Source organism: Alistipes sp. AF14-19, from assembly GCF_003461645.1.
Taxonomy (GTDB): domain Bacteria; phylum Bacteroidota; class Bacteroidia; order Bacteroidales; family Rikenellaceae; genus Alistipes; species Alistipes shahii.
Map to the genome: position 1 here is coordinate 124,196 of NZ_QTXM01000004.1, position 13,986 is coordinate 138,181.

Annotated in this window: 11 protein-coding genes and 1 other RNA gene; 2 read left to right on the top strand and 10 right to left on the bottom strand. The window is 57.6% G+C overall.

Going from position 1 to position 13,986, the window contains the following annotated elements:
- Nucleotides 1-37: 37 nt before the first annotated feature.
- The 10 genes from DWW03_RS05680 to mltG form a co-directional block, all read right to left on the bottom strand.
- Nucleotides 38-1,267: a DUF5689 domain-containing protein gene (locus DWW03_RS05680; RefSeq protein WP_118406464.1), complete on the bottom strand. Its 1,230-nt coding sequence runs from the start codon at nt 1,265-1,267 to the stop codon at nt 38-40.
- An 18-nt stretch (nt 1,268-1,285) separates the two neighbouring features.
- The gene (locus DWW03_RS05685; RefSeq protein ID WP_181989605.1) at nt 1,286-4,120 is read right to left on the bottom strand and encodes a TonB-dependent receptor; all 2,835 of its coding nucleotides are present in this window, start codon (nt 4,118-4,120) and stop codon (nt 1,286-1,288) included.
- Between the two features lie 18 nt (nt 4,121-4,138).
- The gene (locus DWW03_RS05690; protein ID WP_015547807.1) at nt 4,139-5,173 is read right to left on the bottom strand and encodes an endonuclease/exonuclease/phosphatase family protein; all 1,035 of its coding nucleotides are present in this window, start codon (nt 5,171-5,173) and stop codon (nt 4,139-4,141) included.
- 44 nt (nt 5,174-5,217) lie between these two features.
- Nucleotides 5,218-6,447, bottom strand: a complete 1,230-nt coding sequence (locus DWW03_RS05695; protein WP_118406466.1) for a DNA/RNA non-specific endonuclease — start codon at nt 6,445-6,447, stop codon at nt 5,218-5,220.
- A gap of 116 nt (nt 6,448-6,563) precedes the next feature.
- On the bottom strand, nt 6,564-8,870 hold the full coding sequence (locus tag DWW03_RS05700) for a BACON domain-containing protein (protein WP_118406467.1): 2,307 nt from the start codon (nt 8,868-8,870) through the stop codon (nt 6,564-6,566).
- A gap of 246 nt (nt 8,871-9,116) precedes the next feature.
- On the bottom strand, nt 9,117-9,584 hold the full coding sequence (locus DWW03_RS05705; RefSeq protein WP_015547809.1) for a DUF4293 domain-containing protein: 468 nt from the start codon (nt 9,582-9,584) through the stop codon (nt 9,117-9,119).
- Nucleotides 9,585-10,541, bottom strand: coding sequence for a glycosyltransferase family 2 protein (locus DWW03_RS05710; RefSeq protein WP_022061100.1), 957 nt, complete (start codon nt 10,539-10,541; stop codon nt 9,585-9,587). It lies immediately after the preceding gene.
- Nucleotides 10,542-10,543: 2 nt separating this feature from the next.
- Nucleotides 10,544-11,059 (bottom strand): DUF4199 domain-containing protein, encoded by a 516-nt coding sequence (locus DWW03_RS05715; RefSeq protein ID WP_118406468.1) that lies wholly within the window; start codon nt 11,057-11,059, stop codon nt 10,544-10,546.
- 65 nt (nt 11,060-11,124) lie between these two features.
- Entirely contained in the window at nt 11,125-11,727 is a 603-nt protein-coding gene (locus tag DWW03_RS05720; RefSeq protein ID WP_015547812.1) for an L-threonylcarbamoyladenylate synthase, read from the bottom strand.
- A 21-nt stretch (nt 11,728-11,748) separates the two neighbouring features.
- Entirely contained in the window at nt 11,749-12,762 is a 1,014-nt protein-coding gene (gene mltG / locus DWW03_RS05725; protein WP_022061102.1) for an endolytic transglycosylase MltG, read from the bottom strand.
- A gap of 47 nt (nt 12,763-12,809) precedes the next feature.
- On the opposite strand from mltG, the gene ffs reads away from it, so the two are divergent.
- Both ffs and DWW03_RS05735 read left to right on the top strand, forming a co-directional pair.
- An RNA gene (gene ffs, locus DWW03_RS05730) (signal recognition particle sRNA small type) lies at nt 12,810-12,908 on the top strand.
- A 126-nt stretch (nt 12,909-13,034) separates the two neighbouring features.
- Entirely contained in the window at nt 13,035-13,976 is a 942-nt protein-coding gene (locus tag DWW03_RS05735) for an NAD(P)H-dependent flavin oxidoreductase (RefSeq protein ID WP_118406469.1), read from the top strand.
- Nucleotides 13,977-13,986: the final 10 nt, after the last annotated feature.

Here is a 13,986-nt window from a genome sequence, read left to right on the forward strand (position 1 = left end):
CTTTTGGGTCGCAGTTTTTTATTGCTCAAACGCGGGATCAGTCACCCTCGTAATCATCGCCGCCGTTCTTCACGGGAGGCGTCAGCGACGAGGCGGGCGTATTGGCCCTGATCCACTCCTCGGAAAGCAGCGACTCGGGCGGGAAGCCGAGGTCCTCGATACGGCTCACCGAGATCTGGTACTGCGCCCAGTCCTCCGAACCTCCCGTGAAATCGCTCTTCTTCGCATAGATGCCGTAGATGCCCAGCACCGTACCCTCCGTGCCGTCCTTCGGGATGGGCTTCATGGCGAACTGGCTGTAACCGCTCGTACGGATGCCGTAAACGCCCGGGTCCGAAGTGTACTCCGCCGCATCGTTGTAGCTCATCAGCACCGAACCGTAGAGACGGATATTCTGCTCGCTGTTGTTGTAGGCCCAGCGATACCACGCGCCGAAGATGGGCGTTCCCCAGTCGGTCACGATCCAGCTCGGATAGGGATTCGCATTTCCGCCGTTTTTGAGGTTCGGAGGCGTCACGCCGTCCTGATTCTTCACACCCGCATAGCGGATCTTGATCTTGTTGAAACGCACCAGCCGGCCCAGATCGGCCTCGCCGAGCGACGTGTAGTTCGAACCGTCGACCTCCTTGATGTCCGAGTCGTCGAGCGTCGTGTATTCGCCGCGGAAGACGTTCAGGGCGGCGACCTTCGGGTTGTCGAGGTTCGAGTTGGCGTAGAACTTGTGGTTGCCGGCCGTGTTGATGCCGTCCGAGGGAGCGCCTCCGATCGAAAGCATCATGCGGTAGTTACCCAGATAGAGACCGTCGAGACGCACGTAGACCCACTGGCTCTTGATCGGCTTCGAAGCCAGGTCGAGCAGGAAGTCGAGATAAAGGCCGTTGTAGAGCTTCAGCTCGATACCGGCCGTGCCGTCGTAGATATAGAGCGACTTGTAGATGTTGCCCTGACGGTCGCTGCTGATCACCTTGCCCTTGATGTAGTATTTCGAAGCCTCGGGCCACTCCATGAGGCCGTCGAACTTGGCCTCCTCGGACGTGCGGGTTCCGAACTTGAGGGTCTTGGTCGTGGAGAAATTGTCGTTGGTTCCCGTATTGGAGATCGGACCAAATTTTTCCTTCACTTCGGCAATGGTGATCCGAGTAAGCCCCATTGCGGCCATATCGTCGGCCGTATAGAGCTTCTGCGGAGCCGGAGTGTCGAAATCGTTGTAGCAGCTCACGGCCACCAGACCGACGAGAGCCGCCAATGCTATTTTAAGACTTTTCATAAATTATGCTTTGCGCGATTAGAAACGGAAATAGACATTCAGGTAATAGGTCGTACCGAACAGGTAGAAATACTTCGAGGGGAAGCGGCCGTAAATCTGCTCGCCGCCCTCGCCGCGGACCTTGCTCATACGCATCTGCTCGTAACCGCCCGTGCGGATGTCCTGATCGTTGAGGATGTTCTTCACCTCGAGGCTGAAGCCCAGCATGTAGACCCGGTGGATATACCAGTTCTTGCCGATATTGGCGCTCAACGTATATGCGCTGTCAAACTTCTCCTGCTTGCGGAGGGTCTTGATCGACGAGAGGGCCGATGCCTTCTGCGCATTGGTGGCCGTATTGGAAGTCAGCACATTTGTATAATACTTAATGGCGGTAGCCGTACGGTACATCGGGTTCATCGAAAGATAGATGTTGTCGTAGTAGTTGAAGTTCACACCGGCGAACCAGTTGCGCGGTCCGCGGTAGTCGAGACCGATGTTGAAAGCCAGTTGCGGCGAGCTTTCCACATGATAACCGTCCCAGTTGACCTTATCTTTCAGTACGATCTTGTCCACGTTGTCAACCGTCTGCACGAAGTTGGGATTCGACGTATAGGTATAGTCGCCCCAGCTCAAGGCACCCACGACCGAGAGGCCGTTCCATACGGGAACCGAAAGGCCCAACTCAACGCCGTAGTAGCGTTTGTCGATACCGCTCATGGCGAAGTTGGTGAACGAACTGCGGGTATCGTCGTAGAACGAGATGACCTTCGACTGGTCCTCGATCGTCGTATAGTATCCCGAAAGACGCGCCTTGATGTAGGGCAGGTTGAGGTTATAGGTAAGATCGGCTGCGAAAATCTTCTCGGCCTTCAGCCCCGGCGTGGTCGTGTTGCGCGTACGGGGCGACACGAATGCCGTCGCGAACTTGGGCGCCTGCTGCATGTAAGCCACATTGGCCTCGATCGAATGCGCTCCAGAGAACTTGTAGCCCAGCGCAAGTTTCGCATCGTAGGTCAGGTAGTCGAGTTTCTTCGAATCGCCTTTCGAATCGTTGGGGAACAATCCCTTGCGCCACATGCCCTCGCGGTACATGTTCGAGTAGCCGACCGATCCGGAGACGCCCAGCGAGAAACCGCCGATGCCCCACGTGTAGTTGGCCCAGGCATTGGTTTCGAGCAGGTGCGCCCGGTAGTAGTAACCGTACTTGTCGCCGACACGGGCAATGCGGGCGTGCCCCGTAGCCCAGTAGTAATCCAGGTCGTTCTGGTAAGCCTCGGCGCTGGCCATGTCGCGCTCGGCGAACTTGTCGATGTCATACCAATAGTCGCCGCCCAGCAGGTCCTTGATCTCCGAGTAGTAATTCGTGCGGTTGACGCGCAGGTTGGCGCCGCCGACGATGCGCATGTTGTGGCGCATGTTATGCTGCACGTTGACCGCCAGGTTGTAGTCCAGCTGGTCGGTGTGACGCTCCTCGATCATGTAGTTCGAACGACTGTTATTGCCCATCAGTTTGGACAGCACCGGATCGGTGTCGATATTCCGCATATTCGTCTGGAAGAATTTGTCGTAGTCGAGCATACCGTCCCACACACCTTTCGCTATGGCGCCATCCATCGCGTAAAAATAGATCGTCTCGTCGGTAGTTATGCCCGGCACGATCTGCGTCTTATCCGAATTCGGCATATAGCGGTAGTAGTCGCCGCGGGGGTCCGCTCCGGCGTTCCACGTCAGGGCCGAATAGCCGTTCCTGCCGAAACGCAGCGACGTGGCGGCGTTCAGGCGCGTGTTCTCCGACATGTCCCACGTATAGTTGAGCATCACGATCGGCTCGTGGGTGTTGCGCACGCGCGAGTTGCGGAGCTTGCCGGCCTGGTAACCCACATTGGGGTTGTAGTAGTTGTTGCCGAACAGAGCGTAAGCCTCGTCGGTCGAAGCCTGCTGCGCGCCGCGCTCCGAAGGCGAAGCCAGCAGCGTCAACGCAAGGCGGTGGTTCTGTCCGAAAAGCTTCTCGGCCGAAGCGAAATAGGAATAGGAGTTGTAGTAAACGCCGTCCACATAGCCGTTGCCGCCCTGGCGGGTTCCCACCGAGAAGGCGTACGACCAGCCGTTGTCCAACTGTCCCGAGCCGTAGGAAACCATCGCACGGAAACGGTACATCTGGTTGCCGTTCGACACGCTCACGCGGAATCCCTTGCGCATCTGCGAGGCGCGGGCGTTGACGTTGGTCATGCCGCCGATGCCGCCGATGCCGAAATCCGACGCTTCGAGGCCCGTGTAGTTCTCCTGGTTACGCGTCGCGTCGTTCAGTCCGCTCCACAGCGACCAGGGACCGTAGCCCGTCATGGCGTCGTTGAAGCGGATGCCGTTCAGGTAGATGTCCGAGTACTGCGAATCGTAGCCGCGGACGTTGAAACGCATCTCGCTGAAACGGTACGATGCGATGTTGTTGAAGAGGTCCTTCGACGAAGAGAGCGACGAAGGCAGCGCCTGCGTGTCCGACGACGAGGAGTCGCTGTCGAATTCGGCGAAAACGGCGTCGTCCAGAACCGCACTCTGCCCCGACGGCACGATGATCACCGACTTGAGGTCCTGCACATGCTTATCGCCTACGCGGACCATCAGGTTGAGGTCCTCGAAGTCGGGCGTAGAGAAGAGCACCGTGTAGCTGCCCGCAGGAAGATTCTCGAAGATGAAGTTGCCGTCCTTGTCGGTCATGGCCGTCAGACCCAGCGATTCGATCTTCACCTGTACATTGCTCAAGGCCACGCGACCGTTGCGCGAAACCACCTTACCGCGGATGCCTCCGTCCTGCGCATAGGACGTGAAGGTCACGGCGGCGAGCATCAGAATAAGTAGAACTTTGAGTTTCATACAAATATTTTAGAGTGTTTATTTGGCGATGTAGATATATACGGGGAAGTGGTCGCTGAAACCGCCCTGGAAATCGTTGCCCACGAACGTACGCAGCGGATAGCCCTTGTACTGGCCCTCCTTCTGGATCATGTATGGACGGCGGAAGATGCCGCCGTAGAACTTCGAGTTGCCGGCGGGCTGGATTTTCAGACTGCCCGTGGAACCGGTGGCGAGGTTCTCCGAAACGATGATGTTGTCGAACAGGTTCCACTCGTCGCGGTAAGCCAGCGTGCCGTAACCCGCTTTCAGCAGGCCGATGAAGGGATTGAACATGTCGCCCTTGCCGACCTCCTTGATCTTGCCCTTGGCGTTGAGGCCCTCGACGATGCTGTCATCCGTGGCATCGTCGTTCAGGTCGCCCATGACGACCACCTTCGTGGCCGGGTTGGCGGCGGTCACCGAGTCGACGATGTGCTTCACCTGCTTGGCGGCAGCCAGACGCTTGGGGGCCGAAGCCTCCTTGCCGCCCAGACGCGAAGGCCAGTGGCTCACGAGGAAGAAGAACGGCTCGCTGTCGATCGTGCCCCACATCGTGACGAAATCACGCGTCCTGAAGTTGGGCAGTTCCGGCATCTTGAACGGAATGGCGGCGCTTCCCTCCAGCTTGAAAACGTCGGGACGGTAGTAGAACGCCACGTCGACGCCGCGTGCGTCGGGCGAATCGTAATGCACGATGCGGTAGTTGCCGGGCGCGAGTTTCGGCTGCGCGATCACATCCTCCATCACCGAGCGGTTCTCGATCTCCGAAACGCCGATCACCACGGGATAATCCTTATCCTCGGCGGCGATGTCGAACAACACCCGTTCGAGGTTCCCGATTTTCCTGGTGTACTTGGCCGAGTTCCACTTCTTGGGTCCTTCGGGCGTGAACTCCTCATCGAGGACGCCGGGATCGTGAATGGTGTCGAACAGGTTCTCGAAGTTGTAGAAGACCACTTTGTAGGGCTTCTGCGCGAAGCATGCCACCGCGATCAGCGAGGCAAACAGTCCTGTCAAAAAGATTCTCTTCATAAACGATTTTTGTTGTTAAGGTTCAATTCATTGTATCATAATCCCTACCAGTCGGCGAGGTTCTTCTGGCTTTTCACCGCATCGGCCACGGCCGGGTCGAGGTTTCGGAAGAACTTGAAGCCCGTCAGCTCCTCGATCTCCTTCACCGAACGGACAGCCGATTCGATCGACGTGGCGGCTCCGGCGTCATCGTTGGTGAACACGAAGCCGATGGCTTTCAGTTCATCCGCCTTGAATTGAGAGATCTGCCGGTTCTGGTTGCCCCGCTGGCGCAGCAGCACTTTCCAGCAATGCGACGGCACGGCGATCGGTCCGTTGGCATTGTCGATGGTCTTCGTGCTCTTGAAAGCGGCTCCCGTCACCACATAGAGCGTATCGTAGGTCTGCAAGCCTCCCCAGCCACGGACTTTGCCCTCCAGCGAGGCCCAGATATTCTGATTCAGCGTGCTGTTCTGGGGCATCATGTTGGTGCCGTAGTAAGTCATCCGGTTCGGCTCGTAATTGTTGTAACGCGAAGCCTGCGGAAGCATGTGCCCGCGGTCGTAACCCCATGCACCGTAACCGCGGCCGTTGCCGCCTGTCCCGATGTATTGCTGGTCGCGGGTGGGAATCACGGGCAGCTGGTCATTGGGATCGTAATTGAAATCGTTGACCCGGCTCAAAACGGGCGTTTCGTAGACCTTCTTGAAGATCGGATAAGCCACCCAATGCGAAATATGCCGGTCGACATCGTAGCATACCGAATAGTTGCGCAGTTTTCCGCCCGGAAAGAACTGATTGCTCACAAACGTCGCATAATAGGTCTTATAGATATAAGCGTCGTCGGAACGATATTCGGGCTGTTCGCCCCACGAACGGTCGTAGTCGATGAAGCCCGCGGCCCTCTGCGTCAGCGTCAGGGAGGTGGAATAACCGTTGGTATAGGTTACGTCGATCCGCGCCGTGCGGTCGTCGTCGGAATTGTTTTTGTCCAAATAGAGGTAGGCCGGGTCCCCGACGTTTCCGCCGGCGGAGGATACCTGCTTATTCAAATCGAACGAACACCACTCCGCATCCCCGCCCTGCGAGACGATCGTCGCCTCGAAGGTGATGCCCGACGGGCCTTGGGTCGAAATCTTGTTCGTTGTGGTTGAACTGCTCACGGTCTCTGCAACGAGCGTCGCGAGGGACTCCTTGTCGCCCCCGTCGTCCTTGTCGCCGCATCCCGCAAACAGGACAAGCATCGCCGACATCGTCACGAGCAGCATGCCTATCTGTTTAATTTTCAACATCATTCAGAATAAAGTATAACATTTGGTCCGCAGACCCATTTAGAAACCAAACTCTTGACGGGGAGTTATCCCCGCCAAGAGTGGTTGGTTTTACAAGTCGGTTTCCTCGACTGTTAGAATTATTCGGCAGGATTAATTGCAATAGACTTCAAATACATTGCCTTGACTGTATTTGTTAGCTCAATCGTAATATTACCCGAAACCGGCGAAGATGGAGTAAACGTATAATCCGTAGCGTTCAATACCAGCGTAGTTATTTCACCAATTTGAGTACCACCGACTTTTACCGTCAATTTACCATCACCACCACTGCCAACAGAGGCGTTAATGACAATTTTAGCTATTTTTCCGGAATAAGCTGTTGTTGAAAGCGTATAAGTCCCATTTACAGGTTTTTTACTGGATCCAAACTGAACACCCTTTCCATAATTCTGATCCCAGCCAATATAACCTACAGCAGATGAAGTCCACTCCATTGCAGGCTCACCTTTGGTTACAGTTCCGCCAGCAGTAGTCATATCACCCGACGCCAACGTCCAAAGATAAGCAGGTCCCTCATCACCGCTCGCAGGCGCAGCCTGCTTCAGAGCAACCGTTGCAACCGTCGCACCGGCAACTTTGGCAACCAGATTGGCCGTATAGGCTGTCTTATCCGTGTTGTCGCCTTTCGCGCTTACGACGATGGTGTTATCAGTCTTGGCGCCGAGCGAGAACTTGTCGACATTCGTACCCTCGATTGCGAACGTTACAGCCGAAGCCGTCGTGTTGGTAACCGTATAGTTGAGCGTTTGAGCCACGGGAGAGGTTGCAGCGAACTGCTGGGGAGCGGAGATTTTAACAATCGGCGTCGAAGAATCGACCGTCACCGACGTAGCCATCGTCTGGAGATAGTTGGCCGTACCGCCCAGCAGCCAGCCTTCGACAGTCACCGGTTTGCCATTAAACGACGCCCACTCCGATTTGCCATAGGCAACAGAGCCTTTCGTGGTCGTACCGGCGATAACGACATTGTAATAGCTGCCGCTGACAGTAAACTCACCGTTGTATTTCACATACTTGTACACAGCCTTATTTTTCAAGGCCGTTGCGATATAGGCCGTGACAGCCGTGCCGTCCATTACCTCGGGAGCAGGCGTGTTATAGCTGCCCGTGCCGGTCTTGGCGACCGAAAGACCCTCCTTGCCGAACTGAATGACGCCATTCCGCAATTCGGTCGTTCCCTTAACGGTAACGGCATCGTTAACAGCTACCGCAGGAGCCTCGCCAAGGAACGCCAGCATGACACCCGACGCATCGCCGATCAGGATACCCTGCGTGTGCATGGCTACGACCGTAGCGGCGACCTCGTAGTTCTTGCCGGCTCCGGCTGCGATAGCCTCGGCAACCGTACCCTTCGTATAATCCACCGAAGGAACGACGAGTTCCGAACCGTTGCCGCCTTCATAAAGTTTGAAGTCGTCGATACGCAGACCGTGGTTTTCAAGTCCTGCATAGCCGTCGAAACGAACCCAGATCTTGTCGGTCGAAACACCGGCGGGCAGTTTGAATTCGGCGGTGCAGAGATACCAGTAGCCGGAAGCGACTTTTTTGACTTTCAGAGCAACGGGAGCATAGCTCGAACCATCGGTAGACACCGAGAACCGAATCGTTTCATCCGTCATGTCGCCCAGCACTACGCCATTGGAATAGTTAATCTGTTGAGCGGCAGTAAACGTGAAGGTGAAATTGGTGTTCGATGCGATATTGATGTCATTGATGTTGAAAACCGAAGTCGATTTGTTCATCGAAACATAGGGAGGACCCGTAACTACCGTCGTTTCATCCTCGGCAGGATCGAAAACCTTGCCGCTGTTGGCTACCGAAGCGCTGTTGCCGGTGTAAGTAACGGCCTTCTGATCGAGCGAACCGCCGCGGGTCCAACCTTCGAACTTGTCCACATAAGGCCAGTAGCCATCGACTTTCTCGACCTTCGTGCCGCAGTTCTCGCTGTAAAGAGCGTTACCCGTCGGAACATCGCTGTCGCTCTGTACGACCGTGATCGTAGCCTCGTCCGTAAGCGGGAAGCCCTCGACCTTGGAGCTGGCGGTCAGAACAAGGATTGCGCTGCGCTCTCCCGAAGCCTGACCCAGCGTGAAGGTAAGCTGCGTCGTACCGGTCTTGCCCGACATCGCGCTGGGAGTAACCCACTGCGAATCCCCGGGGTTCTTGAATGTCAGGGTCCAGTCGCCTTTCGAAACGACCTCGACCGTCTGTTCGAGCTTGCCGCCCTCGAGTTTCCCGGCGACAGTCACCGACTCGCCGCCGTTCACGGTAATTTCGGGCATGCCCGAATAACCGCCCTCTTCGTCATCGTCCGAACATGCGCTAAAAGCCGTCACGGCCAGCGCTGCACAGAACAATGTCTTCCAAAAATTTACTACTTTCATAGAGTTGAGTGTTAGTTAAAAAATGTATTGTTTGTAGCCAAAATTCTTTAAATTCACTACATAATGACAATATTATGCCTCAAAGTTAAAATTATTTTCCGGACCTGCAAAGGTTTGTAATATTCTTTTAATAATCAGATCGGTCCGAATTGCAACCCTTTTCCGTCCGAACAGCAGTTCGCCGACGGGGACAGAAGACCCGGAACATGCGCTCGGGCATACTCCGGGTCAGCAGTATCCGCTCGATCAGCGTATTCTGTCGGCTGCGCGCACCAGCAGTTCGTCGCGGAAAATCGCACGGGCCGCCAAATAGGCAAACAGCAGGCAGACCAGAGGCAGCACAATGGCGGGCTTGAAGCCCTGCGTATGGAACGTCAGGTCGGAGAAGACCCGCCAGCTCAAAAAGTAATAGACGCCTTCCATCACCAGCGAGCCTAACAGCAACACCATTTCCACCACACAGAGGCGTATTTGCAGCAAACGGCGACGGAACAGGAAAATCGTCACCAGCGGCAGCGCACAGGCCAGCGCCAGCAGGACGCCCATATAGACGGTGGACTGGACAAGCTCCCCTTCGGCGGTTTTCAACCCGAAGGCGTAAAGCCCGAACTCGCCGGCGTCACCCGCAAACCACGCCAGCCCCGAAAAGAGCGTCACGGCCATAAGCGCCGCAATGATCAGCAAATAAAGCGTTTGGATTCGTTGTATCATCATTTACAAAGTTTTGTCGATCAGGTATTTGTTCCGCTCGGAAGACCCTCTGTTGATCAGCTCGCCCAAAAATCCGGCCAAAAACAGCTGAACGCCGAGAATTACGGCCAAAATCGCCAGATAAAACAGCGGCTGGTCCGTAACCGCCCGCAGGGGCAGGGCGTGGCTCTGCTTCCAGAGCTTCTCGGCGATGATCCACACCGTCGTGCCGCCGCCCATGAGGAACATCAGCGTTCCGAGGCTGCCGAAGAAGTACATCGGCGAACGCCCGAAATGCGTCATAAACAGCACCGTGATCAGGTCCAGATACCCTTTCACCGTGCGTTCGAGGCCGAATTTCGAACTGCCGTACTTGCGGGCGCGATGGTCGACGACCTTCTCGCCGATGCGGCCGAACCCGGCCTGCTTGGCCAGGAACGGAATGAAGCGGTGCATCTCGCCGTAGACCTCGATGGCCTTCACCACCTTGCGGCGGTAGGCTTTCAGCCCGCAGTTGAAATCGTGGAGCCGGATGCCCGACGCGGCCCGGGCCGTCCAGTTGAAGAATTTGCTGGGCCAGCGTTTGCCGATCGGGTCGTGGCGTTTCTTTTTCCACCCCGAGACCAGGTCGTAGCCCTCTTCGAGGATCATGCGGCGCAGCTCGGGGATTTCGTCGGGCGAATCCTGCAAGTCGGCGTCCATCGTAATGACGACCTCGCCTTCCGCAGCCGCGAATCCGCAGTAGAGGGCCGCGGACTTGCCGTAGTTGCGCGCGAAACCGATGCCCCGAATGGCCGGATACTGCGTCTTGAGCCGTTCGACCTCCTCCCACGAGCCGTCCGACGAACCGTCGTCGATCAGAATAAGCTCGTACGAAAACCCGTTTTCGCGCATCACGCGGTCAATCCATGCCGCCAGTTCGGGCAGGGACTCCGCCTCGTTGTAGAGCGGCACGACGACCGATATATTCAGTTTATCCATCCTTATCGGTTAGTGCCTTCCGAGAAAACGTCGGGATCACGCTTGGTGAAGGCAGCAATAAACAGACCGAAAAAGCCGCCCTTGATAGCCGAGGCGAGCATTCCGCTGAAGAGCTGCACCAGCGGCGAACGCATCAGTTTCATCATCATCTCGATCTGGTCGCCCGTGTAGAACCCGGTGTTCTCCAGCATGGCGATCGACGGACCGATCATCGCCTCGTATCTGGCCGCAAAGAGCCAGTTGGAGGCGACGCCCATGAAGGCTCCCTCGATAAACCCGGCGCAGAGCATCACGCTGACCATGAAACCCAGACACTGCCCGTAGCCGTATCCCCTGGCTCCGAAGCGTTCCGCGCGGCGTTTGGTGAAATACCCCAGCAGCAGGACGAAAATGACGAGCGACAGCAGGGACAGCAGCGTGTTCTGCACGTAAAAGCCCAGCACGTCGAAAAGGATCGCGACCAGAGCCATGATCACGCCGTATTTCGCGGCTTCGTTCCAGAAATTCTTCTTCTCCATTTTTCTATTTTGTTTTTAACACTCCGAGGCGCCAGCCTTGCCGCGCGGCGGCATCAGCCCCCTCTTCATTGCAGTTCACCCTTGCCTTCGCGCAGTATCTCCGGCCCGTCGCCCGTCAGGTCCACGACCGTCGTGGGGACGTTGTCGCCGATGCCTCCGTCGATGACCAGCGCGACCTCGCGGCCGTAACGCTCGTGGATCAGCTCGGGATCGGTCGTATACTCCACCACCTGGTCGTCGTCCTTGACCGACGTGGTGATCATCGGACACCCCAGCGCCCCGACCACGGCCCGCGCGACGGGGCTGGCCGGAATGCGGACGCCGATCGTGCGGCGCCGTTCGAGCGCCTTGTCCGGAATGCGCGCCGAAGCCGCCAGCACGAAGGTGAACGGCCCGGGCAGATTGCGCTTCAGAATCCGGAAAACGGCATTGTCCACCCGGCAGTACTCCGCGACCTGGGCGATGTTTTCGAAGACCACGGTGAACTTCTCCTCGCTCTTGCCCCGGATGCGGCGCAGCCGCTCGATGGCCTTCGGCGAGCGCAGCGAACAGCCGAAGGCATAGACGCTGTCGGTGGGATAAATGATGATTTCATCCCGCTCCAGGGCGTCTACGACGCGCTGCAACTCCTTCTCCGAGGGGTTCTGTTCGTATATCTTCGCAAGCATGGGATGACAAAGATACGAAAATTATTTAATCTTACGCCGATTGAGTTCGTCGCTGTACGCCCGGGCGTTCTTATTGTGCTCGCGAAGGGTTTTGGCGAAGTTGTGGTAACCGTCGAATTCGGGCCGTGCGCAGAAGAAGATATAGTCGTGCTTTTCGTAGTTCAGCACGGCGTCGATGGCGTTCTTTCCGGGCATGCAGATCGGCGAGGGCGGCAGCCCCTCGTTCACATACGTATTATAGGGAGAATCGTATTTCAGATGGCGGTAGAGGATGCGGCGCAGGCCGAAATCCTGCATGGCGTACTTCACCGTCGGGTCGGCCTGCAACTTGATGCCCTTCTTCAGGCGGTTGACGTAGACCCCGGCCACGCGGGGCATCTCGTCGCTCTTGCGGGTCTCCTCGTAGACGATCGAAGCCAGCGTCATCACCTCCAGCCGGCTCAATCCGCTGCGCTTGCGTTTTACATCGCGTTCGGAAGTCCAGAAACGGTCGTACTCGCGCTTCATGCGCCTGACGAACTCCCCGGGCGTCACCGTCCAGTAGAACTCGTAGCTGTCGGGAATGAACATCGAAAAGAGCGTCACGCTGTCGAATCCGACCTCCGCGGCCAGCTCCTCCGAGGTCAGCGCCTGCATGATCGCCGTGGAATCGGCGTCGATCTGCCGTGCGAGTTTCTGCGCCAGCTGGGCCGGGATGCGCACGTTGTTGATCGTCACCCGCACGGGGGTCTGCAACCCCAGCTTGAGCATGCGCGCGATTTCGATGACGCTCATGCCGTGTTTGAGCACGTAATGCCCGGGCTTGAAGGTTTCGGACAGGTTGATCCTCCGGGCATAGGCGTCGAAAGCCCGGCGGTGTTTGATCTGCGGCAGCAGCGAGTCCGCGACCTGCCCGTATTCGGCCCGGGCGCTCACGTAGAGGTCCCGCTCCGTAACGACCGCATTTCCATAGAACTGCTGCCGCAGGACAAGCCCTGCGCCGGCCGTCAGGACGAACGCCGCCAGCAGACCCCAACCTAATATTTTCTTACGCATTTCAGTTTTTTTTTGCAAAGATATAAAATTTTCCTACTTTTGTGCCCGGGTGAGTCTTACACGACCAGCTCCTACAGAATCCCCCAGGCGAGGAATCGAGCAAGGGTATGTGGTCGTAGCGGTGCGATGTAAGTAGCTCACCCTTTTTTTTCATAACGGCGTTTTGACCCGACGGGTCGAAGCGCCGCTTTTTTTTGCGCATACCTTCCGGAACATCCGCTCCCGTTTTGGAAAAATAATTGTATCTTAATCCCGCAGAAAACCAGAAAACGATGGAAAACAGAATCACGACCCTTTTCGGCATCCGCTACCCCGTCGTCGCAGGCGGGATGGTCTGGTGCAGCGGCTGGCGGCTGGCCGCCGCCGTCAGCGAGGCCGGCGGGCTGGGGCTGATCGGCTCCGGCTCGATGACCCCCGAACTGCTGCGCGAGCACATCCGCAAATGCCGTGCGGCCTCCTCCCGGCCGTTCGGCGTCAACGTGCCGCTGGCCTACCGTTATGCGCCCCAACTGATGGACGTCATCACGGAAGAGCGCGTCCCGGCCGTCTTCACCTCGGCGGGCAACCCCGCGACCTGGACCGCACGCCTGCACGACGCAGGCTGCCGCGTGGCGCACGTGGTGTCGAGTTCGAAATTCGCGCTCAAGAGCCGCGAAGCGGGTGTGGACGCCGTGGTGGCCGAGGGATTCGAGGCCGGGGGTCACAACGGCCGTGAGGAGACGACGACGATGGCCCTCGTCCCGCAGGTGCGGCAGGCCGTCGACCTGCCGCTCATCGCCGCGGGAGGCATCGCCACGGGGGCCGGCATGCTGGCCGCTTTCGCCCTGGGCGCCGAAGGATGCCAGTTAGGGACGCGCTTTGCGCTGTCGCGGGAGAGTTCGGCCTGCGAGGCGTTCAAACGGCGGTGCGTAGAGGTACAGGAGGGCGGCACGATCCTGACGCTCAAAAAGGTGATCCCGACGCGCCTCATCCGCAACGGTTTCTGCCGCACGGTCGAGGAGGCCGAATCGCGCGGCGCCGACGCCGAAGAATTGTCGGCCCTGATCGGCCGCGGACGCCCGAAACGGGGGATTTTCGAAGGCGACCTCGACGAAGGGGAACTGGAGATCGGACAGATCGCCGCGCTCATCGAAGACCTGCCGCCGGCCGGCGAGATCCTCCGCCGTCTCGTCGCCGAATACGAAGCCGCCCGCGGGAGCCTCGGCCCGCTCTGATCCCTCCCGA